The 24,332-nt window shown below is 67.1% G+C and carries 17 protein-coding genes; 8 read left to right on the top strand and 9 right to left on the bottom strand.

Features of this window, described 5'->3' with window-relative positions:
- Positions 1-3 precede the first annotated feature (3 nt).
- Positions 4-2,151 (bottom strand): S46 family peptidase, encoded by a 2,148-nt coding sequence (locus tag GIW57_RS03690; protein ID WP_236509185.1) that lies wholly within the window; start codon positions 2,149-2,151, stop codon positions 4-6.
- A gap of 264 nt (positions 2,152-2,415) precedes the next feature.
- Here GIW57_RS03690 and GIW57_RS03685 point away from each other — a divergent pair, with 264 nt between their 5' ends.
- Positions 2,416-3,177: a hypothetical protein gene (locus GIW57_RS03685; protein WP_236509184.1), complete on the top strand. Its 762-nt coding sequence runs from the start codon at positions 2,416-2,418 to the stop codon at positions 3,175-3,177.
- Positions 3,174-4,274, top strand: a complete 1,101-nt coding sequence (locus GIW57_RS03680) for a hypothetical protein (RefSeq protein WP_236509183.1) — start codon at positions 3,174-3,176, stop codon at positions 4,272-4,274. Before GIW57_RS03685 ends, GIW57_RS03680 begins: the two co-directional genes overlap by 4 nt.
- A 51-nt stretch (positions 4,275-4,325) precedes the next feature.
- Here the strand turns inward: GIW57_RS03680 and GIW57_RS03675 are convergent, their stop codons facing one another.
- The 4 genes from GIW57_RS03675 to glyQ form a co-directional block, all read right to left on the bottom strand.
- The gene (locus GIW57_RS03675; RefSeq protein WP_236509182.1) at positions 4,326-8,192 is read right to left on the bottom strand and encodes a translocation/assembly module TamB domain-containing protein; all 3,867 of its coding nucleotides are present in this window, start codon (positions 8,190-8,192) and stop codon (positions 4,326-4,328) included.
- Entirely contained in the window at positions 8,189-9,985 is a 1,797-nt protein-coding gene (locus tag GIW57_RS03670; protein WP_100461964.1) for an autotransporter assembly complex family protein, read from the bottom strand. The genes GIW57_RS03675 and GIW57_RS03670 overlap by 4 nt, the downstream gene beginning before the upstream one ends.
- A 298-nt stretch (positions 9,986-10,283) precedes the next feature.
- Positions 10,284-12,359, bottom strand: coding sequence for a glycine--tRNA ligase subunit beta (glyS, locus tag GIW57_RS03665; RefSeq protein ID WP_236509181.1), 2,076 nt, complete (start codon positions 12,357-12,359; stop codon positions 10,284-10,286).
- 88 nt (positions 12,360-12,447) lie between these two features.
- A complete protein-coding gene (glyQ, locus tag GIW57_RS03660; protein WP_099819939.1) occupies positions 12,448-13,359 on the bottom strand; it encodes a glycine--tRNA ligase subunit alpha in 912 nt (303 codons plus the stop codon).
- A gap of 83 nt (positions 13,360-13,442) precedes the next feature.
- On the opposite strand from glyQ, the gene GIW57_RS03655 reads away from it, so the two are divergent.
- From GIW57_RS03655 to GIW57_RS03645, 3 genes are read left to right on the top strand one after another with little or no spacing between them, the layout of a single operon-like run.
- On the top strand, positions 13,443-15,278 hold the full coding sequence (locus GIW57_RS03655; protein ID WP_236509180.1) for a GspE/PulE family protein: 1,836 nt from the start codon (positions 13,443-13,445) through the stop codon (positions 15,276-15,278).
- The gene (locus GIW57_RS03650) at positions 15,250-15,996 is read left to right on the top strand and encodes a glutamine amidotransferase (protein ID WP_100461962.1); all 747 of its coding nucleotides are present in this window, start codon (positions 15,250-15,252) and stop codon (positions 15,994-15,996) included. The genes GIW57_RS03655 and GIW57_RS03650 overlap by 29 nt, the downstream gene beginning before the upstream one ends.
- Before the next feature lie 50 nt (positions 15,997-16,046).
- The gene (locus GIW57_RS03645) at positions 16,047-16,958 is read left to right on the top strand and encodes a BPSS1780 family membrane protein (protein ID WP_089237918.1); all 912 of its coding nucleotides are present in this window, start codon (positions 16,047-16,049) and stop codon (positions 16,956-16,958) included.
- A gap of 90 nt (positions 16,959-17,048) precedes the next feature.
- Here the strand turns inward: GIW57_RS03645 and tatC are convergent, their stop codons facing one another.
- The 4 genes from tatC to GIW57_RS03625 form a co-directional block, all read right to left on the bottom strand.
- The gene (gene tatC / locus GIW57_RS03640) at positions 17,049-17,798 is read right to left on the bottom strand and encodes a twin-arginine translocase subunit TatC (RefSeq protein WP_099819942.1); all 750 of its coding nucleotides are present in this window, start codon (positions 17,796-17,798) and stop codon (positions 17,049-17,051) included.
- Positions 17,795-18,268: a Sec-independent protein translocase protein TatB gene (tatB, locus tag GIW57_RS03635; RefSeq protein ID WP_236509179.1), complete on the bottom strand. Its 474-nt coding sequence runs from the start codon at positions 18,266-18,268 to the stop codon at positions 17,795-17,797. The genes tatC and tatB overlap by 4 nt, the downstream gene beginning before the upstream one ends.
- Positions 18,269-18,283: 15 nt before the next feature.
- Positions 18,284-18,511 (bottom strand): Sec-independent protein translocase subunit TatA, encoded by a 228-nt coding sequence (gene tatA, locus GIW57_RS03630; RefSeq protein ID WP_100461960.1) that lies wholly within the window; start codon positions 18,509-18,511, stop codon positions 18,284-18,286.
- Between the two features lie 74 nt (positions 18,512-18,585).
- A complete protein-coding gene (locus GIW57_RS03625) occupies positions 18,586-19,476 on the bottom strand; it encodes a YSC84-related protein (protein WP_100461959.1) in 891 nt (296 codons plus the stop codon).
- 166 nt (positions 19,477-19,642) lie between these two features.
- On the opposite strand from GIW57_RS03625, the gene hemH reads away from it, so the two are divergent.
- The 3 genes from hemH to GIW57_RS03610 all read left to right on the top strand — a co-directional run bounded on the left by hemH (position 19,643) and on the right by GIW57_RS03610 (position 23,847).
- Positions 19,643-20,605 (top strand): ferrochelatase, encoded by a 963-nt coding sequence (gene hemH / locus GIW57_RS03620; protein ID WP_100461958.1) that lies wholly within the window; start codon positions 19,643-19,645, stop codon positions 20,603-20,605.
- Positions 20,602-21,459: an alpha/beta hydrolase gene (locus GIW57_RS03615; protein ID WP_100461957.1), complete on the top strand. Its 858-nt coding sequence runs from the start codon at positions 20,602-20,604 to the stop codon at positions 21,457-21,459. Before hemH ends, GIW57_RS03615 begins: the two co-directional genes overlap by 4 nt.
- Positions 21,460-21,750: 291 nt before the next feature.
- Positions 21,751-23,847 (top strand): methyl-accepting chemotaxis protein, encoded by a 2,097-nt coding sequence (locus tag GIW57_RS03610; protein ID WP_236509178.1) that lies wholly within the window; start codon positions 21,751-21,753, stop codon positions 23,845-23,847.
- Positions 23,848-24,332: the final 485 nt, after the last annotated feature.

Below are 24,332 nucleotides of genomic sequence, written 5' to 3'. Positions count from 1 at the left end.
GCCTTATTCCGCCGGAACGCCCATTTCCTTCAGCAGCTCGGGCGCCGGGTAGACCTTGGCCAGCAGCCAGCGCAGGTAGCGCATGTCCACGTGCACGGCGCGCTTGTAGCGTGGGTCGAACCACCAGCTGGCACTGACCGACTCCCAGTTGCTGTCGAAGTTCAGGCCGATCAGTTCACCCTTGGCATTGAGCACCGGCGAGCCGGAGTTGCCGCCGGTGGTGTCCAGGTTGGTCAGGAAGTTGACCGTCTGGGTCTTCAGCGCCGGATCGGCGGTGCTGCCGAAGTCGCCCTTGGCAATCGCGGCCAGCAACGGCTTGGGTGCATCGAACGGATAGGCGTTGGTGTTCTTCTCGACGATGCCGGCCACGGTGGTCACCGGCGAGTACGTCACGCCATCACGCGGGTGCAGCGCCTCGACCTTGCCGTAGCTGATGCGCAGCGTGCGGTTGGCATCCGGGTACACCGCACGGCCCTGCTTGGCACGCCAGGCGAACAGCGCCTGCATGTAGGCCGGGCGCAGACGCAGCTGTTCGCCTTCGCGGGTCTTGCTCTCGTTCTCGATGCGCAGCTGCGCGGCCACCAGCGGGCCGGCCGCGGCGATGAGCGGGTCGGCGGCGAGCGCCTTGCCTTCGCGGGCAGCGGCGAAACGGGACAGACGCTGCGCTTCATCACCCAGCTGGGTGCCGGCGTACAGCGTGTCCAGTGCCTGCGCCAGCTGTGCCGGGGTGCGGCCGAACGCAGCGTCGAACTCGGCCACGCGCTGCGCATCCGGAAGCTGCTGGTATCGGGTCAGCAGGGTGGTCAGCAGTGCCTTCTCGACCTCGGGTGCATAGCGACGCTGCACCTGCTTCAGCACGCCCTCGATCATCGCCTGGTCGCGCTGCTGGTAGCCGGTCTCGCGCTGCGCGTCCGGCTTGGCCGATTCGATGCGCAGGCGTTCCAGCAGCAGCGCCGAGCGCAGCAGCTGGCTCTGGCCGGCCATCTGTTCCAGCAGCAGGTCGCGCTCGCCCACCGCCGCGCCCTGCGACAGGTTGGCCAGCAGCGCCTTGATGTCGCCCTGGTACTTGCGGTCGGTGGCGGCCAGCATCGCCTGCTCGTCGGCCGCACGCTGGGCCTTGGCGTCGCTGCGCAGCAGCCCTTCCAGCTCACCGGCGGCGCGCTTGCGGTTGTTCTTCAGCGACTGCAGCTGCGAGGCATAGCGGGTACGTGCCTGCGCATCCTTGGCACTGGCCGCTTCGATGGTGTCGATCATCTGCTGGAACACCGACACCCGGCGCGGCAGCACGGTATCGATCTGGCCCGCGAATTCGGCGGCGGTGCGATGGCGGTAGGTGATGCCCGGGTAACCGGCCAGCATCGCGTAGTCGCCCTCCTTCGGGCCTTCCACCGACATCTGCAGGTGCGCCGGTGCCTGGTAGGGCACGTTGTCCTTGCTGTAGGCGGCCGGCTTGCCGTCCTTGCCCACGTAGGCGCGCAGCAGGGTGAAGTCGCCGGTGTGGCGCGGCCACATGAAATTGTCGATCTCATCGCCGTAGTTGCCGATCGCACGCGGCGGCGCATAGACCAGGCGCACGTCGCTCAGTTCCAGCTGGGCGATGCGATAGAAGTCGGTGCCGTAATACATGTTGGCCACCGAGCAGCGCACGCTGCCGTCCTTCTCGCACTCGGCCACGATCTGCTTGCTGGCTGCATCCACCGCGTCGAAGTACGCGCGGCCGGTCTTGCCCTGGGCCTGCGCCAGCACCTGGTCGGTCACCTTGTCGAAGCCGACGGTGACCAGCACGCGGAAGTCCGGATTGGCCGGACGCTCGTCAGCGCGACCCTTGGCGATGAAGCCATCGTTGATGAAGTTGTGCTCGGGCGAGCTGTTGTACTGGATCACGCCCATCGCCACGTGGTGGTTGGTCAGCAGCAGGCCATCGGCCGACACGAACGAGCCGGTGCCACCGCCGGCACGCACGACCGCACTCAGCGGCGGCGCGGTCACGTTGGCCAGATCGGCCGGGTTGCCCTTGAAGCCGGCCGCCTGCAGCGGCTTGGCCAGCTCCGGCAGCTGGGTCGGCATCCACATGCCTTCATCGGCGTGGGCGCCAGCGGCGAGGGTCAGGCCCAGGGCCAGGGCGGTGGGGAGGGCTTTGCGTGGCGACATGAGGCAATCCGGTACGACAGAACAGCCCGGGACCATAGCCGCTGGGGCCGGATGGGGCAACGGCCGATGGTTGGGGGCACCGATGCTGGCTAGAATCAGGCACGGATACCAGGGAAGGACCGATGATCGCAGGAATCGATCTGGGCACCACGCATTCGCTGATCGGCGTGAAACGCGCCGATGGGGCAGTTCTGTGAACAGGCCCGCTACGCAAAGCTCGGCAGCGGAAATCCTGCGTGGCAAGCCGCAAGGAAATCACGACGCATGAATGATGAAGCCGCAGTGACGGGGCCATCTGCCGCCGAAGCGCTTGCCGACCGCATCGTCCGCCACGGGCAGCAGCACGATCCGGCAGATTTCGCAGCCTGGCTGCAGCAGTCCCCGGAACTGCAGGCACCCGCGGATGCCAGTGCGGTGAAGCTGGCAACCTGGCAACGGCTGATGAAGGGCACCACGCCGTTTCCGCAGGCGAACTTCGAACAGCTGGCCGACCGCTTCCAGTGGTATGACTGGGGCAGTATCCGCGAGTGCTACGACATGGCCGCCCTTGGCCGCAGCATGCACGTGTGCTGGTTGCTGGTGCCAGGCAACGAGGCCGCGCTCGCCCGTTACATGCATCGCGAGGATGCGCCGGTTTCGGTGGCACAGGCCCGCATTCGTGTCGGCCGGCTCAGTGGACCCTGGCACCCACTGCGCGCGCGCGTCCAAGCGCTGTCCGCGCGCACGCGGCGCGAGATGCGTGAAACGCTGCATTGCCTGGTCAGCTTGCCTGTCATGGCGCACGTGGCGCCCCCGCCCCCATTGCAGCGCCAGCAAGTCCTGTTCTGGGCGGCCGCATGCGACGCGCTGCATCGTTCCGTGCCGTCCCGCAGGCGCTTCACCTGGCGAACGGTGGCTCTGGCACTCCTTCTGGCGTGCGCCCTGCTGGCCACCATCGCCATCCTCCGCGGGGCGTCTTCCAGTTCCCTGGGCAATGCAGACAGTGATCGTTCAAACCTGCTGTCCCCACAAGAGGCAACCCCATGAGCAACTGGATGGAACTGCTGGAGCGCGCCAAGGCCACCGATCCGCAGCCTTTCGCGGTATATCTGCAGGGCCTGCGCAGCCAGTGGTCCCTGGACGAGCGCGATGAAGCCAGTACCTGGGTGCTGCAGGCGCTGCGCGCCCGGCAGGCCCCCATGAACCTGTCCGCAGCAGCGGCGCTTTACCAGGCCTTCGGCTGGGACGATGCGGGCTGTGGCCTGGCACCAGGTGAACTACGCGAGCTGGCCGAACACGCCTGGCAGGACTGGCTGCAGCTGCCCGCGCAGACCGACGTGCTGGCCCAGCAGATGGAGGCGCGTGGCGGACGCTGGACCAGCCACGATGACGCTGCCAGCCGCCTCAAGCAGCTACGCAAGCCGCATTCGCACCTGCGCAACCTGATGTCCGCGCTGCCGCTGCGCGTGCCGCGCCAGGCCGCAGCGTTGATGGACGTACTGGGCTGCCATGAGGACCGCCCTGTGCCGCCCGGCATCGATCCGGGCCAAGCCCGTTTCTGGGCCGGCGCCAGCGATGTCACCCGCCTCATTGCGGCACAGCTGTCATTGCTGCGTGCACTGCTGGCAAGCGTGGCACTGACGTTGGTGGCCTTCATCGCGTTGGCCACCACCCAGATCACCAGCATGCTGCTGCCCTACCAGTCGGAGGAGCAGCGCAGGGCGATCGTACTGGGCACGGCAGCGCTGGCGCCAGTGCTGGGCACTCTGCTGGCCATAGGCCTGCGGCATCTGTTCGTCTGGCAGAGCGCCCCTGAAGAACCGTCCCTGCCGCCTTCCGGGCTGCGTTGGCTGACCCTGCCGGTCGCCTGCGCAGCCATCGCAGTGGCCGGTACCGCCGTCTACCTGTGGGTGCCCTCGCCTTCGCTGTGGCTGGCACCGCTGTGCTGGCTGCTGGCCTGGACCGTGCTGACCACAGCGTGGATCCGCTACCAGCTGCGCCGGGGCAAGCCCGTCCGCATGGCATTGCCAGTGTCATTCCTGATGATGCTGTCCGTGCTCAGCGTGCTGCCGGCGTTGCTGGGTGCGCTGCTGCTGTGGAGCATGGACCTGTTCGGCCACCGCCAGCGGCTCCGCCGCAGCTGAAGAAGCCGGGGTCGGATCCCTTTCAAGGAAAGGGCGCCGACCCCGACCCGGTCATTTCTCCCGCCGCCAGTTCAACGAGCCACGGTTTTCCACCGTGCTCGATTCCACTTCCACGTCGAAGCCGCGGCGCAGCAGGTACTTCAGCGTGATCACCGAACCGGCACCGACCAGCGATACGCCGTAGCCCACGTACAACTTGGGCGAAATGTACTTGCCCACACCGATCACCGAGCCGCCCAGCGCGCGCGACTGGCTGACGCCGGCATCGTCCAGGCCCAGCTTGGCACCCAGCTGCGAAGCCAGCAGCCCACTGCCCGCCGACAGCGCGGCCGATGCGGCGTTCACCTGCTGGGTCTGGTCGCTGCTGGCACCGGTCAGGCTGCGCCCCAGCACCAGGTAACCCAGTGCTTCGGACTGCGACATCGCCGGATCGGACCAGACATCGGCGCGCGGTTGCTGCGCGCGCCCGGTCACGTCGATGCCGGCGGTGACATCACCGATCCGGCGCTCGGCGCGGATGTTGATGCGCGGGTCGGACACCGCGTTGTAGTTCCAGTTGAGGTTGCCGCGGGTGATGGTCAGGTCCTGGCCATAGGCCTTGTAGCGGCCACTGACTTCCAGGCCACCGTTGGCGGTCATCTCGCGGCCGGGCTTGGCCCAGACCTGCATCTTGCCGGTCAGCGCGCCCTTCAGGCCGAAGCCGCTCATCTTGACCTTGTCACCCAGGCTGACGGCCAGCTCCATGTCCAGCGGTGAGGTGCGCGACTCTTCCGGATCGGCCGGGTCCAGCACCACCACGTCCTCGGACACCGAGGTGCCACGGTCCAGGCGCTCCAGATCGATGTCGGCCTCGGGCACGTGCACCGTTCCGCGCAGCTCCATCGCGGCCTTGGCCAGGGTGAAGTCCAGGTTGGGATTGGCGATGATGCGCAGCTCGCTGGTGTTGGACAGCAGCACATTCTCGCCGTGGATCTTCAGCTGCAGCGGCTGTGCATCGCCGAACCAGGACAGGCCGCCGTCGACATACAGCGTGCCCTTGCCCGAATTGGCCTGTGCGGTGATCTTGGCCGACCCATCGGGCTGGGCGACGAAACTGCCCTTGCCCTGGTCGAAGGTCAGGCCCAGCGCCGGGAACTCGCCCTTGAAGTTGCTCAGCTGTGCATCACCGCCCAGCGACGGTTGGCCGCGCGTGCCACGCAGGCTCACGTGGCCTTCGATCAGGCCGGTCGGGCGCACCACGTCCGGCGAGAACAGTTCCAGCCAGTACAGGCGCGACATGTTGAGGTAGAGCTCGCCGTTGAGCGGTGCACTCGGCTCCCAACCGGTCTGCATCTTCGCATCGACGAAGCCGTTGCCCTGGAAGCCCATGCCCAGGTAGCCCTTGATGCTGGCCGGGGTCATGTCCAGCTTCAGCGAGAACTGGTCATAACGCACCAGCTCGCCACGGTTGGCATCGCCGACGCCGGTGTTGCGGTTCTCGCCGAGGCGTACACCACCTTCGGCCGAGCGCACTTCCACGTGCCCTTCCCACGCGTTGCCACGCGGACGGATCTGCGCGTCCAGGTTGAGTTCGCCACGCAGGTAGATGCGCCGGCCGGACTGCGGTGGCAACCACGGCTGCACCAGCGCCAGCGGCAACGCATCGCCGCGCACCACCAGGCCTTCGCGCGGCCAGTTGGCGTGCGCGCACAGGGCGCCGCCGGTCGCAGCGCCCAGGCAGGTTTCGCCCAGCGTGTAGGTGCTGCCGTTGATGGCGAATGCCGCGGGCGCACGCAGTGCCCACGCATCGCCCTTCACCGGTGCGATGCGCAGCGCGGCCAGTTCGCCACGCCATTGCTCGCTCTGCTGGCGCACGCTGCCCCGCAGTTCGATCGCGCCCAGTTCGTTGCGTGTCTGTGCGGCCAGGCGCAGGTTGGAGACACTGCCCTGCGCATCGATGTTCAAGCGTTCCAGCAGCATGCCGGCGTTGACCTGCTGGCCTTGAATCGCCAGCGTGCCACTGTCGCCACGCCACGGCAGCCGGCCCTTGATGCTCAGGCTTTCAGCGCCGTAACCGTCCCAGTTGAGATTGTTGCCGACCAGATCGGCGGTGATGTCCGGCGCATCGCGCGGGCCTTTCACCTGCACCTGGCCACGCAGGCCACCATCGGCGCCGGGCAGCAGATCGCTCAGCTGCAGCGGCTCGAAGCGCGCGTCGATGTCCAGGCGGTCGCCGACCTTGCCCGAGGCGGTCACCCGGCTGCTGCCGACGGCCAGTTTCAATTCACCCTGGCCCTGTTCACCCTGCAGGGCGAACTTGCCTTGGGCATCCACATTGCGCTGGCGCAGGATGCCCTTCAGCGACGGCAGGTCCACCGTGGCCTCCAGCGTGCCCGCAGTGCCCGGCGGCGCGTTGGCCGGCGGCGGCAACTGACGTCCCTTGGACGCGAGATTGCCGGACAGACGACCATCCCAACCCGGCGCGAAGTAGCCCGGGTCGAAATCCTTCAGCGTGGCCTTGGCATCCCAGTCCAGCTGCGGTGCCCAGGCCACCTTGCCTTCCACCTGCAGCTGACCACCCGGGGTCTGCGCCTGCAGTTCGCGGATCTCAGCGGCCTGATCGTTGCCACGCACATCGAAGCGCAGCTGCGCCTTCTGCTTTTCGCGCTCGACATCGGCACGGCCGATCGCCGCCCACGCCTTCAACGTGCCGGCCAGGCCGAAGCGTGCTTCCTTCAGTGTCACCGGCACCGGTGAACTGCCGGCAGTGTTCGGGTCCGGCGCCGGCACCCAGGTCAGGTCCTGCGCGATCACCGAGAAATTCAGCTTCTGCTGGTCTTCTTCGCTGAAATCAGCGGTACCTTCCAGGCGCGCTTCGCCGCCCAGGCCCTTGACCACCAGCGGCGAGACCTTCAGCACCTGGTCCTGCAGCGAAACCACCGACGGCGCCAGCTCCAGTTCCTGCTCACCCTGCTTCACCCGGCCATGCAGGTTGGCGTTGCCGCCCTTGCCGGAGGCGGTGAAGTCCAATGCCAGCGGTGCGATGGCCGAGCTGGCCAATGCCGGCGACAACAGCGCCACGTCCAGCTCGTCGCTGCGTACGGTCGCGTTCCAGGTCGGATCGGTGCGGCCATCGAACACCAACATCGCGTGCAGCGGCTTCGGCGCGCGACCGGCCAACGCCACTTCCATATGCGCCAGATCACCGCGCGCGACCAGGCCGACCGTGGCCGCAGTCCGACCGCGCGGTGCCGGCAGCACTGCAGTGACGGTAACGTCGGTGTCGTAATCCTTGGCCGGGATGTAGCGGCCCTGGGCAGTGAAATTGCCCATGTCGCTGTCCACGACCAGCTTGCGCGCCTGGAACTCGCCATTGGCGATCTCGATGCCACCGCGCACGCGGCTGATGTCGATCACCGGCTCGTTGGCCTGGCTGATGCGGAAACTGTCGATGGCGATCACATCGGCCTGGATCGCCAGCGGCATCTCGATCTGCGGCAGCGAATCCGGCCACGACGGCAGCTTGAACGGCTCATCGCTCTTGGCCAGGTTGAGCGTGGCGTTGGTCAGTTCCAGCTTGTCCAGCAGCAGCTTGCGGCCCAGCAGCGGGCGCAGGTCCGGCTCCAGGTGCGCGCGCTCGGCGTGGAAATGGATGTCGTCGTAGCGGAAGTCGACGTTGTAGAGGGTCAGCGGCCCGGCCACCGGGCCGTCGACCTTGTCCCAGGTGAAGCTGGCACCCACCGGCAGGCGCGCCACCACCTGCGCCAGCAGCACGTCGCGGCCGGCCACCGTCTGCAGCAGCCAGTACACGGCCAGCAGGGCGACCAGCACCAGGCCGACCACGCCCGCGCCGGACCATGCCCAGAAGCGGCGACGACGGTAGAAGCGCACGCGCCGCGGCGGCGTGTTCGGCGACGGAGTCGGTGCGGGCGTGCTCACAGGTCCGCTCCGATGTTGAGGTACAGCTGGAACTGCGAATCAGGGTTGTTCAGGCCATGCGCGATATCGACCCGCACCGGGCCCACCGGCGATTTCCAGCGCACGCCGAAGCCGACGCCGGTATGCAGGTCGATGTTGGTATCGAAGGCGCTGCCGGTATCGACGAACACCGCTGCACCCCACGGACCGCCATTGAAGTAGTGCTCGTATTCGGCCGAGCCGACCACCAGGTGCTTGGCACCCAGCGCGTACTTGTCCGGTTTCGGCGTGCGCGGGCCGACCTCACGGTAGGCATAGCCGCGGATGCTGCGGTCGCCACCGGCGAAGTAGCGCAGGCTGGGCGGCATCGCTACCAGATCGCTGGTCCAGGTGGTGCCGCCTTCGCCGCGCAGGATCAGGCGATTGGTCGGCCCCACCGGGATGTACCAGCGCAGCACGGCATTGGCCTGCACGAAGCTGGTGTCCGATCCGACGCCTTCGACGCCGGCACGCACCGTCGCCGTGCCACTGATGCCGCTGCGCGGGAACAGCTCGTCGTCCACCTTCACGTAGTCGGCCACGATCTGCGGGTAGACCAGCGTGGACGTGTTGTAGACCGCATCGGTGAACTCGGTGCCCGAGGCATAGCGCCAGCGCTCGCGCAGCGCGTTGATCGAGGCGATGGCGGTCCAGTTCTCGTTGATCTCGCCGCTGCGGCTGGCGATCAGCTTGAAGTTGCGCAGATCGATGTAGTCGGTCTGCTCGTCATAGGCACTGGCCGCGAAGGTGTACCAGCCATCCAGCCAGTTGAACGCCGGAATGCGGTAGCTGGTGATCAGGCTCTTGCGCTTCTGCGCATAGTCCAGCTGGGTGTTCATCTTGTGGCCGCGGCTGTTCAGGAAGCGCCGTTCAAGGCCACCGCGCACACCGGCGCCACTTTCGCTGCCGTAGCTCAGACCGTAGGAATAGATGCTGCGCTTGGCCCGCGTCAGCTTCACATCAACCGGCACCTCGCCGTTTTCATCGGCCTGGTCCGGGCGCGGCTGGATGTCGATCACGCTGAAGTAATCGAGCTTGGTCAGCGACTCGCGCAGGCGGTCCAGCTTGCCTTCGTGGAAATAGCTGCCCTGGTCCCAGTACACCAGCGGGTCGAACAGCTTGTCGTCGAAGTAATTCTGCTCGAAGGTCACCGGGCCCATGTTGTAGCGGCGGCCGCTGTCCCAGGTCAGGTCGATGTCGGCAGCGTTGTCCGCGCGGGTGATCTGCACCTGGCGCTGGGTGTAGTCGGCGTCGAAGTAGCCACGCTCGGCCAGGCGCCGGGTCACGGTGATCTTGCTGGCTTCGTACTGGGTATGTTCGAAGCGCTGGCCCTTGCGGGGCTTGAATGCGGTCAGGTCGTCCTGCAGGTACTGGTCGTACATCGCCGGACCGGTGATGTCGATATGCTCGCGGCGCACCAGCACCGGCGGGCCCTTGTCGACATGGATCAGCACGGTGACGTGCTCGTCCTGCCGCGGCGCCTCGACCTTGATCACCGGGTTGTAGTACCCGAACGGCTCCAGCGCCTGGCGGGTCTGCCGCTCGGCCTGCGACAGCAGGTATTCCAGGCGCGACTCGCCCTGCTCCTTGCCGATCGTGTCGAACAACGACAGCGATTCCTGGATGTTCTCGATGATCGCGGCGTCGTCGCCCTTGTCCAATCCCTTGATGTCCACCTTGTCGATGGTGCCGCGCGCATGGGCCACGGACGTGGCGCAAAGCGAGAGGACCATCAGCGGCAGGGCGTATTTCGTTGGCTGCATGCGGCACAGCATACCGACCGAAGGTGACGATGCGAAATGCATCACGTGTTTCGGGATCGGTTGTTAAGTGGCGGTCAAAATACGCGCCTTTGTGGCGATCATCGCGAGCGGATGCGGAAATGCCGGCACCGTGTGCGATGCCGGCGATGATCCCGATGGACAGCGCCGGGTAGTGCCGGCCGCTGGCCGGCAACGCCACGTTCGTGCCATGAATCGCCGTGTTGCCGGCCAGCGGCCGGCACTACCGGAAATCCACACCATGCGTGACGGTTGCCCAGTAGATCCACGCCATGCGTGGATGGGCTACCGATCAGCTCGACAGATGCTCGATCGCCGCGACCTTGCCCAGGCGTTCACCCAGCATCGTCAACAGCGCCAGGCGGTTGCCGCGCAGTGCCGGATCCTCGGCATTGACCATCACCCCGTCGAAGAACGCATCGACCTGCGGACGCAGGCGCGCCAGGCGCGCCAGCACGGCCACGTAGTCCTTCTGGTGCAGGCTGGCGCCGGTGTCGTCGATGGCTGCAGTCACGGCTTCCGCCAGCGCGCGCTCGGCATCTTCCTGCAGCAGGGCCGCATCGATCTGGCCCGGAATATCGCCGTCGGCCTTGCGCAGGATGTTGCGGATGCGCTTGTTGGCCGCGGCCAGCGCCTCGGCTTCCGGCAGCGCGGCGAAGATCCCGATCGCGTCCAGGCGGCGGTCGAAGTCGTACAGCGAGACCGGCTTCAGCTCGGCCACCGCATTGAAGTGGCTGGCCGGCACGCCCTTGTCGCTGTAATAGCCCTTCAGGCGATCGAGGATGAAGTCGTACAGCTCAGCCACGTCAGCCTGCACGTTGCGCACGGCCAGCCCGGCATTGGCGCTGGTCAGCAGCGCGCGCAGGTCCAGCTCGAAGCCGCTTTCGATGATCGTGCGGGCCAGGCCCAGCGCGTTGCGGCGCAGGGCGAACGGGTCCTTGTTGCCGGTCGGCTTCAGGCCCGCGGCGAAACCGCCGGCCAGGGTGTCCACTCGCTCGGCGATCGCCAGCACCTTGCCCAGCGGCGACAACGCGATGTCGTCACCACCGAAGCGCGGCTGGTAGGCCTCGTCGATGGCCAGTGCCACCTCCGGCGACTCGCCACCGACCACCGCGTAGTGGCGGCCGGCAATGCCCTGCAGTTCCGGGAATTCATTGACCATGCGCGACTGCAGGTCGTTCTTGGCCAGCTGCGCGGCACGCTTGGCCAGCACCGGGTCGGCCCCCACCTGCGCGGCGATCACCTCGGCCAGCGCCGCCACGCGCGCGACCTTGTCGGCCACGCTGCCCAGTTTGGCCTGGTAGGTCACCGTCTTCAGGCCCTCGCCCATCGCCTGCAGGCCCTGCTTCAGGTCTTCGTCGAAGAAGAACTTGGCATCGGCGAAGCGCGGGCGGATCACCCGCTCGTAGCCCTTGGCCACTTCGGCCACGTCCTTGGACTCGATGTTGGCGATGCCGATGAACTTCTCGGTCAGCTTGCCGCCGTCATCCAGTACCGGGAAGAACTTCTGGTTGATCTCCATCGTCTCGATCAACGCTTCCTGCGGTACCGCCAGGAACGCGCGCTCGAAGCTGCACAGCACCGCCGAGGGCCACTCGACCAGGTTCACCACCTGCTCCAGGTTGTCCTCGGTGATGCGTGCGCTGCCACCGGCGGTGGCTGCAGCGGCTTCAACCTCGGCGACGATGCGCTGGCGGCGCTCGGCCGGATCGACCAGCACGAAGGCGGCGCGCAGCGATTCCACATAGTCCTGCGGCTGGGTCAGCCACACGGTCTTGTCGTGCAGGAAGCGGTGGCCGCGGCTCATGCGGTCGGCCTTCAGGCCGAACAGTTCGGCCTCGACCACCTCACCGCCGTGCAGCAGCACCAGCCAGTGCACCGGGCGGGCGAAGCCCCAGCTGTGGTCGCCCCAGCGCATCGGCTTGGGGATGGGCATGCCGGCAATGGCCTCGCGCAGGATCTCCGGCAGCAGCGCAGCGGTGCGCGCGCCCGGGGTCACCGCGCGGTGCACGAAGCGCTCACCCTTGTTGTCGCTGGTCTTCTCCAGCGCGGTCCAGTCGATCCCGGCCTTGGCCGCGAAACCCTGCAGCGCCTTGGTCGGCTGGCCTTCGGCATCCAGCGCGATGTTCAGGTACGGGCCCAGCACTTCGCTGTGCTGTTCCGGCTGTTCCAAGCCAACGCCCGGCAGCAGCACGGCCAGGCGGCGCGGGGTCGACAGCGGGCGTGCATCGCCCAGTTCCAGTTCGACGCCGCGCTTGCGCAGGCCGTCGACGACACCGTCGAAGAAGGCCTGGGCCAAGCCCGGCAGCGCCTTGACCGGCAACTCTTCGGTGCCCAGTTCAATCAGCAGGGGAGACAAGTGGCTCATCGGTTCGATCCTGTGGTGGGGGCGCAGCGCGCGACGCGGCCGGCGCCCCTGGGGTAGTAGGTGAAACGCGTGATGGGAGAACGGGCCGTCAGGCCTTCTTCGCGCCCGGGAAGCCCAGCTTCTCGCGCTGCTCGTAGTAGGCCTTGGCCACCGCCTGCGCCAGCGCGCGCACGCGCAGGATGTAGCGCTGGCGTTCGGTCACGCTGATCGCCCGGCGCGCATCCAGCAGGTTGAAGGTGTGGCTGGCCTTCATCACCTGCTCGTAGGCGGGCAGCGGCAGGTTCACGTCCACCAGCTTCTGCGCCTCACGCTCGCAGGCGTCGAAGCGGTGGAACATTTCTTCCACGTCGGCGTATTCGAAGTTGTAGGTGCTCTGCTCCACCTCGTTCTGGTGGTAGACATCGCCGTAGGTCACCGGCTGCCCGTCCGGGCCGTAGGTCCACACCAGGTCGTAGACGTTGTCGCAGTTCTGCAGGTACATGCACAGGCGCTCGAGACCGTAGGTGATCTCGCCCAGCACCGGCCGGCACTCCAGGCCGCCAGCCTGCTGGAAGTAGGTGAACTGGGTCACCTCCATGCCGTTGAGCCAGACTTCCCAGCCCAGGCCCCAGGCGCCCAGCGTCGGCGATTCCCAGTTGTCCTCGACAAAGCGCAGGTCGTGCACCAGCGGATCGATGCCCACCGCCTTCAGCGAATCCAGGTACAGCTGCTGGATGTTGTCCGGCGCCGGCTTCATCGCCACCTGGTACTGGTAGTAGCGCTGCAGGCGGTTCGGGTTCTCGCCGTAACGGCCATCGGTCGGGCGCCGCGAGGGCTGCACGTAGGCCGCGTTCCAGGTTTCCGGACCGATCGCACGCAGGAAGGTGGCCGGGTGGAACGTACCGGCGCCCACCTCCAGGTCGAGCGGCTGGATGAGCACGCAGCCCTGCTGGGCCCAGAACTGGTTCAGGGTCTGGATCAGGCCCTGGAAGGTGATCGGAACGGTCGGGGTCGCGGACATGCGGACGAGTCTTGGCCGGCAAAGGGGTGCGCTAGTATAACGGCCGACCTGCGGGGCATTCCGTACCCGGAAGGAGCAGGTAGATGGAACATCGGCTGCCCACGGGCACGCCCGGCGAGCCTGGTGCGGTGCCGTTGCCGCCCGGTCGCCTGCAGTTCGAACAGGTTGCGGCGGCCCTGCTGGCCGATGGCGTGGTGGCTGCGCACGAGCGCGAGCGCATCCATTTTTCCGCGCAGGGCGCCCGCAATGCCAGTGAAGTACATCCGCTGGTGCTGCTGTCCAACCTCAAGCTGGCCGCCAGCGACGGCGGCGACCTCAATCTGGAACGCCTTACCGAGTGGCTGGCCCAGCGCACCGGCAGCCGCTACCTGCGCATCGATCCAACCCGGGTCGACGTCGCCTCGGTCACCGCCGTGGCCTCGCACGCCTATGCGCGCCGGCATCGCTTCCTGCCGCTGGCGGTGGATGGCGAGCGCGTACTGGTGGCCACCAGCGAGCCGCTGGCACAGGAATGGCTGCGCGACCTGCAGCACCTGACCCGCCTGCGCATCGAGCTGGCGGTGGTCAATCCGCTCGACCTGCACCGTTACACCATGGAGTTCTTCGGCGTCACCCGCTCGGTACGCGGTGCCCGTGGCGACGTGCGTGGCGAGGCCAACACCACCCTGCCCAGCTTCGAGCAGCTGGTCGAACTGGGCCGCACCGGCGACGTCAATGCCGACGACCAGCACATCGTGCACATCGTCGACTGGCTGCTGCAGTACGCCTACGAACAGCGCGCGTCGGATATCCACCTGGAGCCACGCCGCGAAATGGGCCGCATGCGCTTCCGCATCGACGGCGTGCTGCACAAGGTGTTCGAAGTGCCGCCTGCGGTGATGACCGCCGTGGTCAGCCGCATCAAGGTGCTCGGGCGCATGGACCTGGCCGAGCGCCGACGCCCGCAGGATGGCCGCATCAAGACCCGCTCGCCCGGCGGCCGGGAAGTGGAAATGCGCCTGTCGACCATGCCGACCGCCTTCGGCGAGAAGTGCGTGATGCGCATCTTCGACCCGGAAGCGGCCTTCAAGAGCATCGACCAGCTCGGCTTCAGCCCGCAGGAAGCAGCGGGCTGGACCGCCCTGGTCGAGCGTCCGCACGGCATCGTGCTGGTCACCGGCCCGACCGGTTCGGGCAAGACCACCACCCTGTATTCCACCCTGAAGCGGCTGGCCACGCCGGACGTCAACGTGTGCACGGTGGAAGACCCGATCGAGATGATCGCGCCGGAATTCAACCAGATGCAGGTGCAGACCAACATCGACCTGGACTTCGCCAGCGGTGTGCGCACCCTGCTGCGGCAGGACCCGGACATCATCATGATCGGCGAAATCCGCGACCTGGAAACCGCGCAGATGGCGGTGCAGGCCTCGCTGACCGGCCACCTGGTGCTGTCCACCCTGCACACCAACGATGCGCCCTCGGCCATCACCCGCCTGCTCGACCTGGGCGTGCCACATTACCTGCTGTCATCCACCGTCAACGGCATCCTCGCCCAACGCCTGGTGCGCACCCTGTGCCCGCACTGCAAGCAGCCGCACACCCTCGGCAGGGCCGATTGGGCGGTGTTGGCTGATAGCGAAGCTGCATATCCAGATGCCGCCACGCCCTGTCGGCCGGTCGGTTGCCTGGAGTGCCGGCGCACCGGATTCCTCGGCCGCATCGGCCTGTATGAGCTGCTGCCATTGGGCTCGCGCCTGCGCGGGCTGATCCGTGCGGACATGGATCTGGCCGGTTTCAACCGTGCCGCGCGTGCTGAAGGCGTGCGAACCCTGCGCCAGGCCGGGCTTGAAAAGGTGGCACAGGGGCTGACTACAATCGAGGAAGTCCTGTCAGTACTGCCTCCCCCGGATGAATCCAGCGCCCTTCCTGATCCTTGAAACCGGCCGCCCCGTGCCGTCGCTGCGCCGTTACGGGCGCTTTCCGCACTGGATCCGGGTGGCCGCTGGCCTGGAAGAACACGAGACCGTCGTGGTCGACGTCGAGCATGGCGCCGACCTGCCCGATCCGCGCGACTTCGCCGGCGTGCTGGTGACCGGCTCGGCCGCGTTCGTCACCGACCATGCCGAATGGAGCGAACGCAGTGCCGCCTGGTTGCGGCAGACCGCGCACGACGACGTGCCGGTGTTCGGCATCTGCTACGGCCACCAGCTGCTGGCCCACGCGCTGGGCGGCGAAGTGGCCTACAACCCCGCCGGGCGCGAATCGGGAACGATTGAACTGGCACTGGACCCGCAGGCCGCGCAGGACCCCTTGTTCCAGGGCCTGCCGAGCCACTTCGCGGCCCATGCCACCCATCTGCAGACCGTGCTGCGCGTACCCGAGGGTGCCGCCGTGCTGGCGCGCTCGCCGCTGGATGGCTGCCATGCCTTCCGCTGGGGCCGCCAGGCCTGGGGCGTGCAGTTCCATCCGGAATTTGCCACCCACCACATGCGTGGCTACGTGCGCGCACGCGCTGACTGCATCGGCCGGCACGGGGGATGTGCGCGCAGCATCGAGCGCGCGGTCAGCGCCGCCCCGCTGGCCCGGCAGCTGTTGCGGCGCTTTGTCCGCCAGGCCCGGCTGTCTTCAGCCCAGCCGGTGGCAAAACAGGGATAATCGGCGGCACGGGCACACCGCCCGGCCCCTCCTGTCCCTCCCGGATGTCCATGAAAGAGATTCGCAAGCTGCCAGCCTCGGCGGGCGCCCAGTGGTTGCTGGATACGTTCTCGCTGTATCGGCGTGCGCCGCTGCAGCTGGCGCGGATCGGCCTGACCTGGCTGCTGGTGAACTGGGTGGTCACCCTGCTGGGGACGATGCTGCCCGGCACCGCCGGCCTTGCCCTGCAGATGATGACGCTGGTGATTTCACCGGTGATGTTCGGCGGCATGCTGTACGCCATGGGTGAGATCGACCAGGGCCGTCCCGGCCTGGCCACCCACCTGCTGCAGCCGATCCGCGACCGCCGTGTCAGCCACCTGCTGGTGCCGCTGGCGATCCAGGTGCTGGCCGTGCTGCTGCTCGGCGCACTGCTGTACCTGATGATCGGCCGCGAGGGCTTCACCGCCTTCAGCGACACCATGACCAAGATGCAGGAACTCGGCCGCAGCGGGCAGCAGATCAGCCCGGAAACCGCCGCCGAACTGGTCGCCAACCTGCCGGCGCAGCGCATCGCGCTGTGGATGCTGCTGGTGTTCTGCACCGCCGTGGCGCTGACCCTGGCGATGTTCACCCAGCCGGCACTGGTGGTGTTCGACCGCCAGAGCGGCATGCATGCGCTGCGCCTGAGTCTGCAGGGCTGCATCGAGAACATCGGCGCCACCGCCGTGTTCACCGTGCTCGGCCTGATCGCCGCGTTCTGCGTCTATGTGCTGTTCGTGATCGTGGTCCAGCTCGGCATGCTGATCGGCGGCCCATTGGCGGCGGCATTCATCGCGCAGCTGGTGTTCACCACGGTGCTGATGCCGCTGTATGTCGGCGCGGTCTATGCGGCCTGGAAGCAGATGTTCGTGCATCGCGGCAGCCGCGGCGCACCGCCGGTGCCGCAGTCGCCGCCTGCCAACGACGTCTTCCACGCCTGAGCAGGCGCTCAACGGTAGCGCCGGGCCATGCCCGGCGGATGGATATCACCTCGCCCCACGAACGCCGGGCATGGCCGGCGCCATCCGGAATCAGGCTGCGGGCTTCTTGACCACCGAAGACGGCACCAGCCAGCGCGCGGCGTGGATGCCCAGCTCGTACAGCAGGCACATCGGGATCGCCAGCATCAGCTGCGACACCACATCCGGCGGGGTCAGGATCGCAGCGAGCACGAAGATGCCGACGATCGCGTAGCCGCGCCCTTCCTTGAACTGCTGCGGCGTGATCCAGCCCAGCAGCACCAGGATCACCATCGCCACCGGCAATTCGAAGCTGCCGCCGAAGGCGAAGAAGATCGCCAGCACGAAATCCAGGTAGGCATTCGCATCCGGCGTGATCGCGATCACTTCCGGGCTGAAGGTGGTGAGGAAGTGGAAGACCGCCGGCAGCACCAGGAAATAGGCGAAGGCGCAGCCGGTATAGAACAGCAGCACCGACGAGACCAGCAGCGGCATCGCCAGGCGCTTCTCGCGTGCATACAGGCCAGGCGCAACGAAGGCCCACAGCTGGTACAGCAGCCACGGCACGGCCACGAACAAGGCCACGAAGAACGTCAGCTTCAACGGCGCGAAGAAGGCGCCGGCCGGATTGGTCGCGATCATCGTCTGCCCGTTGGGCAACTGCGAGATCAGCGGCTCGGCCAATGCGTTGTAGAGCTTCTGGGTGAATGGCAGCAGGCCCAGCAGAACCACGCCCAGGCCCAGCAGCGCACGCACCAGGCGCGCGCGCAGTTCAACCAGGTGTTCCACCAGCGAACTTTCGCCGAAGTCGTGTTCGCTCATGACGGGCGCTCCGTGCGGGCGGGTGTTTCGGCCGCGGCATCAGCATCGGTATCGCCCGCAGGTTCGACGGTGATGGGCGCATTGGCAGCACCTTCCGCCGAAGCCACCACCGGCCCGGTCGCCTCCACCAGATGTGGGGGCTGTTCGGCCGGGGCGGGTGCACGCACCTGCTGCGCCAGCGTGTCGCTGTGCTGTTGCATCTGCTCGGCCTCGCGGCGCACGGCTTCACCGCTGGCACGCAGCTGGTTCTCGGTGTCCTGCATGCCCTGGCGCACGTCCTGCATCTGCCGCTTGATGTCTTCGGCCTGCAGTTCGCGTTCCAGTTCCTGCTTGACCGAATCCCATTGATTACGCGCGCGGCGCACCCACAGCCCGGCGAAGCGGGCCGCCTTGGGCAGGCGCTCAGGTCCGAGCACCACCAAGGCGACAACCGCGATCACCAGCAGTTCGCTGAAGCCGATATCAAACACCGCAACCGCTCCGGATCAACGCGCGTTGCGGTCGTGCTCGTCCTGCGCGGTGCGCGCGGCGTCCTGGCTGCGCGACTCGTCGCCCAACTGTGCGTTCGGCTTGTCTTCGTCGTGCATGCCCTTCTTGAATTCCTTGACCGCCGAGCCGAGATCCTTGGCACCACTGGTCAGGCGCTTGGTGCCGAACACCAGCAGGACGATGACGAGCACGACCAACCAATGCCAGATGCTGAAACTGCCCATAAGTCGCTCGTTACGTTAGTGATCAGATTGCCGAGCATAGCGCACCGGCTGTAAGCCGGCGCGCGTGACGAAAGTCAGTTGTTGCCCAGCGTTTCAGTGCGGATTTCACCGTCATTGACCGGCTGGAAACCCTGCTGGGCCGGCGGCGGGGTCTGCGGCACGGCCTGCAGCGGCGCCGTGGTCGCTTCAACCGGTGCCGCAGGTGCTGCCTGAACAGGCGCCGGGGGGGGCGCTGCAGCGGCGGCCGGACGCGGTGCGTCATTGCCACCGTTGCGGTTGTTGCGCGCCGCGTAGGTCGCCTCTTCCAGGCGATCACGGAAAGCGACCACATCCATTGACGGCGAGCCAGCCGCGCGTCCCTCGAAGATCATCCGCGGCGTGGTGTTGCTGCCGTAGGCGTCGAGATTGGCGGCATCGTCGATCTGCAGGATCGCACCATCCAAGGCAACGCCTGCGAACAGGCCACGGGCGCGCGACCACGACCAGATCTCAGCCTTCAACTGGCCATCGGTGGCGGCGGCGGCATTGCGGCCCACCGGACCGGCGGCCACACCGGCATCGGCGCCGAGGGTGAACTTGCCGTTGACGAGGTTGTCCAGGCTGCGGTCGTTGCGGAACACCAGCACCACGTCGGAGGACTGCACACCGGCCTGGAAGCCGATGCTGCCGCCGGTGAGCTTGATGAATACCGGGTTGGACCACGCACCGTTGGGCATGCGCACCGACATCAGGCCGTGGCCACGGCGTCCGCCGATCACCAGACCGGCCTTGATCGTGTCGGGAATGACGATGACCGCGCGGCCTTCGTCGAGCAATTTGTCCGGAATGCCCTGTTCAGGGATTCCCTGGATTTCAGCCAGTACACGCACCGCGTTGCGGGCGCGCTGGTCTTCCTGCGGTCCGGCCATGGCCTGGCTGGACAGCAGGCTGGCGGCGATCAGCAGGGCTTGGATCGGGCGACGCATGGCAGGCTCCAGAAGTCAGTCCATAGGAAGATATAGCAAGTGACTGAAATTAGTAGTGTTGTGATGAATCCCCAATGAGCGTTGCCTGCGCACATTGGCCTCAGCAATGACATCGATGCGAAGCCTGCATGCCGACGTGACGATGGAATCGGCGACAATAGCGCCCATGCTCGACGCACCCGATACCGCCGTATTGGCGGTCAACCTAGGCACGCCCGAGACGCCGACGGCTCCCGCTGTTCGTCGTTACCTGGCCGAATTCCTGTCCGACCCGCGCGTGGTCGCCCTACCGGCACTGCTGTGGCAGCCCCTGCTGCGCGGCCTGATCCTGCCGCTGCGCAGTGGCCGTTCGGCCGCCAAGTACGCCCAGGTGTGGCTGCCGGAAGGCTCGCCGCTGATGGTCCACACCCGCCAGTTGGCGCAGGCCATGCAGGCATTGCTGCCGACGCTGCGCGTACGCCACGCGATGCGCTACGGCGAACCTGCGCTGACCGCCGAACTGGATCGGCTGGCCGCCGAGGGCGTGCGCCGCATCGTGGTATTGCCGCTGTATCCGCAGTATTCGACCACCACCACCGCCTCGGTCGAAGACCGCGTGGATGCCTGGCAGCGCAGGAACCCGCAGGTCACCGTCAGTCTGGTGCAGGACTATTCGATCGATCCCGACTGGGTTGCCGCCGTCGCCGGCTCGATCCAGCGCTATTGGCAGCAGCAGGGTCGCGGCCAGAAGCTGATGTTCTCCTTCCATGGCATTCCACAACGCCTTGCCGATGCCGGCGATCCCTATCCGCAGCGCTGCGAGGCCAGTGCACGCGCGATCGCCGCGGCGCTGGGCCTGGGCGCAGACGAGTGGCAGCTGGGTTACCAGTCGCGCTTCGGCCGCGAACGCTGGCTGCAGCCCTACGCGGAACCCAGCCTGTGGGAGCTGGCCGAAGCGGGCGTGAAACAGATCGATGTGGTCTGCCCCGGGTTTGCCACCGACTGCCTGGAAACACTGGAAGAAGTCGCCATGGGCTTCACCGAAACGCTGGCCGAGCGCGGCGCGCAGATGCGTTACATCCCCTGCCTCAACGCCGAGCCGGAACACGCCCGCGCATTGGCTCGGCTGGCCGTGGCCTCGCTGGCATGACCCTGCAGCCGTTTGAACTGCAGGTCGCAGGCGTCCGCGTTGCCGGCCTGCGCCGTGCGGGCGACGGACCGCGCGTGCTGGCCCTGCACGGCTGGCTCGACAACGCGGCCAGCTTCGTACCGCTGGCGCCGCATCTGCCACAACTGGATCTGGTGGCGATCGACCTGCCCGGACACGGCCACAGCGCACATCTGCCCACTGGTGCGGTGTACACCACGCCGGCGGCGATCACCCATGTGCTCGATGTCGCCGACGCGCTGGGCTGGGACCGGTTCACCCTGATGGGCCATTCGATGGGTGCCGGCATCGCCAGCCTCACCGCAGCGGTCAGTGATCGCATCGAACGCCTGGTCGCCATCGAGGCGCTCGGCGGCCTGCGCGGACCGGAAGAAGACACCGCCAACCGTCTGCGCGAACACGTCGATGCCACCCGTGCACTCGCACGCAAGCAGCTGCGCGTGTTCCCCGATCTGGCCGCACCGATCCGGGCGCGGATGATGACCAACCAGCTCAGCGAAGGCTGCGCACGCCTGCTGGTCGAACGCGGTGTCGAGCCGGTCGAAGGCGGCTATCGTTGGTGCAGCGATCCGCGCCTGATGCTGCCCACTGCGATCCGTCTCAGCGAAGGCCAGATCGACAACCTGCTGCAGGCCATCAGCTGCCCGACCCAGGTGATCTACGCCACGCCTGCGCAGTCGTACTATCCCGAGCCGATGCGCAGTGAGCGCCTGCAGCACCTGCGTGATGGCCGCCTGGCGGTATTCCCCGGCAACCATCATCTGCACATGGAACACCCGGCACAGGTTGCCGCGGTCATCGATGCATTCCTGAGCGGAAACAGCAACGCGCGCTGACCATCGTCGGCTGCGCGTACTTCACTCTGCGCCAGTGCGGCCGATAGAACGGTAGTGGGCCCCTGCGCCCACAGCACGCAGGCCCTTTGTGCCTGCGGCTCGTTCCTGGTTCTGCAAGGAAGACCGCATGTCCCGTCTGCTGCACCGTCATCCACAGGATGTGGTCACGGTGTCTGTCCTCCGCGTCGCAGCCTGCGCCGCATTCCCCGAATTTCCCGACCCTGCCGTCGTTGCGCTAATCCGCGCAGCGCGTTGCATGGCCGCTGCCGTCCGTTGATCCAGGAGTTGCCGATGTCCATTGCGTCCTCCCGCCCGCCCGACCAGGGCCATGTCCCTTATCTGCAACAGCTGGCACAGCGGGGCGATCGTCGCCTGCTGCTGGGCAGCGTGGTATTTGCGTTGATCGGCCTTGTGCTGGCTCTGTGCGGCACTTCGCTGCCCGCTGCGAGCGCCGTTGCCGTCGCGGTGCTGCCAGCCGCCTGGCTGGGCTTGCGCCAAGCCGGCCACGCCATCGCGCGCAACGGTCTGGCGGTACTGCTGTCACTGCAGTTGGGCCTGCTCTGCCATATCGGCGGATTGAATGCCGCGTTGCCGATCGCGCTGCTGCTGGGCGTGCTGCTCACCCAGCGTGACCGCCTGCCGTTGTGGCTGGCCGGCGCCATCGGCGTCATTGCAGTACTGGCACCGTTGCTTGAAGGAGCGGCCGTCCTGCCGCCGCTGTTGAACGCCACTGCCCTGGCGGTGCTGACGCTGGTTCTGGGCCAGACCGCCGCGCGCCTGCGCCAACAGAGTGAAGCGCTGGGGCACGGACCGCACCGCCTGGCCGCACTGGCACGCGCCATCGCCACGTGCGCCGACCTCGGTGCACACAGCGATGCACGCAGCTACGCACCCGGTTCACTGGCCCACGCGTTGGCCGATACCGCACGTCACGTGCAGGCGCAGCGTGGCCGCGAAGCCGAGGCGCACGCCGAGAACGCGCAGATCCGCCAGGCACTTGATGCCTCGCGCACGGCGATGATGATTGCCGACAACGATCACGTCATCCGCTACGTCAACCGCTCGGTGGTGGCACTGCTGCGCAACCAGCAGGCCACACTGCGCCAGGCGTTCCCCGATTTCGACGCAGAGCGGCTGGTCGGCAGCAGCATCCATCGTTTCCATGCCAACCCGGACCGCATCCGCGGCATCCTCAACGGGCTGCAGGTGACGCATCACGGCAAGGTACGGATCGGGCCGGTGCATTTCGCCCAGGTGGTCACCCCGGTGTTCGATGCACAGGGCGCGCGGCTGGGCTTTGCGGTGGAATGGCATGACCGCACCCATGAGCTGACGCTGGAGAATGCCGTTGCCGGGATTGTCGATGCCGCCGCACACGGTGATCTCGAACAGCGCCTGCAGGCCAGCGAAGGCGCCAGCTTCCTCGACGGCCTGACCGGTGGCATCAACCAGTTGCTGGACACCCTGGGCAGCACGGTCGACGAAGTGCGGCAGATGCTCTCGGCGATGGCCAACGGCGATCTCGACCGCCGCATGCAGGGCGAGTACCACGGCGCGTTCGCCGCCATCCAGCGCGATGCCAACGCCACTGCCGGCCAGCTGGCACGCATGGTCGGCCACATCCAGCACTGCGCCACCACCATCAGCACGGCCGCCAGCGAGATCGCCGCCGGCAACGGCGCACTGTCCGAGCGCAGCGAGCGACAGGCTGCGCATCTGCAGGAAACGGCCGCTTCGATGGAAGAGCTGACCGCCACCGTGCGCCAGAATGCAGCGCACGCGCGACAGGCCAGTGAGCTGGCCGCCTCCACCCAGGGCGCGGCAAGTGATGGCAACCACGCCATGCAGCGGGTGGTCGACACCATGCAGGCCATTGAAGGCGCGTCGAAGCGGATCGGCGACATTACCGGCGTGATCGACGGCATTGCCTTCCAGACCAACATCCTTGCGCTCAACGCTGCGGTTGAAGCGGCACGCGCCGGCGAGCAAGGCCGCGGGTTCGCGGTCGTCGCCAGCGAGGTCCGTGTGCTGGCGCAGCGATCGGCGGCGGCAGCCCAGGAGATCAAGGTCCTCATCGACGAGGCAGGTCGTCAGGTCGGCGAGGGCGCCCAGTTGGTGGCCGATGCCGGACAGCGCATGCAGGGCATCGTCGGCGGCGTGGAGAACGTAAGCCACCTGATGCGCGAGATCTCGGCAGCATCGCAGGAGCAGTCCTCCGGTATCGAGCAGATCAACCAGACGGTGGTGCAGATGGACCAGGCCACGCAGCAGAATGCGGCCCTGGTGGAAGAAGCCACTGCAGCGGCACGTGAACTGCAGTCGCAGGCAGGCGCACTGAACCAAGCGGTATCGGTGTTCCGGCAGCGCGAGGCGGCGTTGATCGACTGAGCCGGCCCTGCGCCATGCTCCATGGAAGGCGGCGCCCGCAGGGCGCCGCCTTTTTTGTTGGGCGCGGTTCGCGGCAGGGTTCGTTGGTTCAACGGCTACGAAGGCAATCCGTTCAAGGCTGCCCGCGACACGATGATGAAGGCCGAGGGCACCTGCCGCTGCGGCGAAGTAAGTCCCCCCGCCGCCGAGCTGTACACAAAGCGGCGCCCTCTGGGCGCCGCTTTTTTGTGCGTGTGTGGAGGGCACATCCGGCCCCGCCGTTGGTAGTTGCCAACCTTGGTTGGCAGCACCGTACGCGGCGGCGGCATCCACGCATCTGCCGGCCCGCGGCCGGCACTAGCGGGTATTTCCTGCGCACAAAGAAAAACCCCGCTGCGTGAGCAGCGGGGTTTTTGGGTATAAACCCTGGCGATGACCTACTCTCGCATGGCTTAGGCCACACTACCATCGGCGCAGCTACGTTTCACTTCCGAGTTCGGGATGGG

The organism is Stenotrophomonas sp. PA-6-5C, from assembly GCF_021605635.1.
Classification (GTDB): domain Bacteria; phylum Pseudomonadota; class Gammaproteobacteria; order Xanthomonadales; family Xanthomonadaceae; genus Stenotrophomonas; species Stenotrophomonas lactitubi.
The sequence above is the reverse complement of the archived record's forward strand: the minus strand, read 5'-3'. Positions and strand labels throughout refer to the sequence as shown.

What these genes read in the sequence shown, in the direction of transcription:
- hemH (WP_100461958.1), top strand. Translation starts at nt 19,643, where the DNA reads ATGCTCGACGCACCCGATACCGCCGTATTGGCGGTCAACCTAGGCACG.
- GIW57_RS03615 (WP_100461957.1), top strand. Translation starts at nt 20,602, where the DNA reads ATGACCCTGCAGCCGTTTGAACTGCAGGTCGCAGGCGTCCGCGTTGCC.
- glyS (WP_236509181.1), bottom strand. Translation starts at nt 12,359, where the DNA reads ATGAGCCACTTGTCTCCCCTGCTGATTGAACTGGGCACCGAAGAGTTG.
- GIW57_RS03690 (WP_236509185.1), bottom strand. Translation starts at nt 2,151, where the DNA reads ATGTCGCCACGCAAAGCCCTCCCCACCGCCCTGGCCCTGGGCCTGACC.
- GIW57_RS03685 (WP_236509184.1), top strand. Translation starts at nt 2,416, where the DNA reads ATGAATGATGAAGCCGCAGTGACGGGGCCATCTGCCGCCGAAGCGCTT.
- GIW57_RS03645 (WP_089237918.1), top strand. Translation starts at nt 16,047, where the DNA reads ATGAAAGAGATTCGCAAGCTGCCAGCCTCGGCGGGCGCCCAGTGGTTG.
- glyQ (WP_099819939.1), bottom strand. Translation starts at nt 13,359, where the DNA reads ATGTCCGCGACCCCGACCGTTCCGATCACCTTCCAGGGCCTGATCCAG.
- GIW57_RS03670 (WP_100461964.1), bottom strand. Translation starts at nt 9,985, where the DNA reads ATGCTGTGCCGCATGCAGCCAACGAAATACGCCCTGCCGCTGATGGTC.
- GIW57_RS03610 (WP_236509178.1), top strand. Translation starts at nt 21,751, where the DNA reads ATGTCCATTGCGTCCTCCCGCCCGCCCGACCAGGGCCATGTCCCTTAT.
- GIW57_RS03650 (WP_100461962.1), top strand. Translation starts at nt 15,250, where the DNA reads ATGAATCCAGCGCCCTTCCTGATCCTTGAAACCGGCCGCCCCGTGCCG.
- tatA (WP_100461960.1), bottom strand. Translation starts at nt 18,511, where the DNA reads ATGGGCAGTTTCAGCATCTGGCATTGGTTGGTCGTGCTCGTCATCGTC.
- GIW57_RS03655 (WP_236509180.1), top strand. Translation starts at nt 13,443, where the DNA reads ATGGAACATCGGCTGCCCACGGGCACGCCCGGCGAGCCTGGTGCGGTG.
- GIW57_RS03680 (WP_236509183.1), top strand. Translation starts at nt 3,174, where the DNA reads ATGAGCAACTGGATGGAACTGCTGGAGCGCGCCAAGGCCACCGATCCG.
- GIW57_RS03625 (WP_100461959.1), bottom strand. Translation starts at nt 19,476, where the DNA reads ATGCGTCGCCCGATCCAAGCCCTGCTGATCGCCGCCAGCCTGCTGTCC.
- tatC (WP_099819942.1), bottom strand. Translation starts at nt 17,798, where the DNA reads ATGAGCGAACACGACTTCGGCGAAAGTTCGCTGGTGGAACACCTGGTT.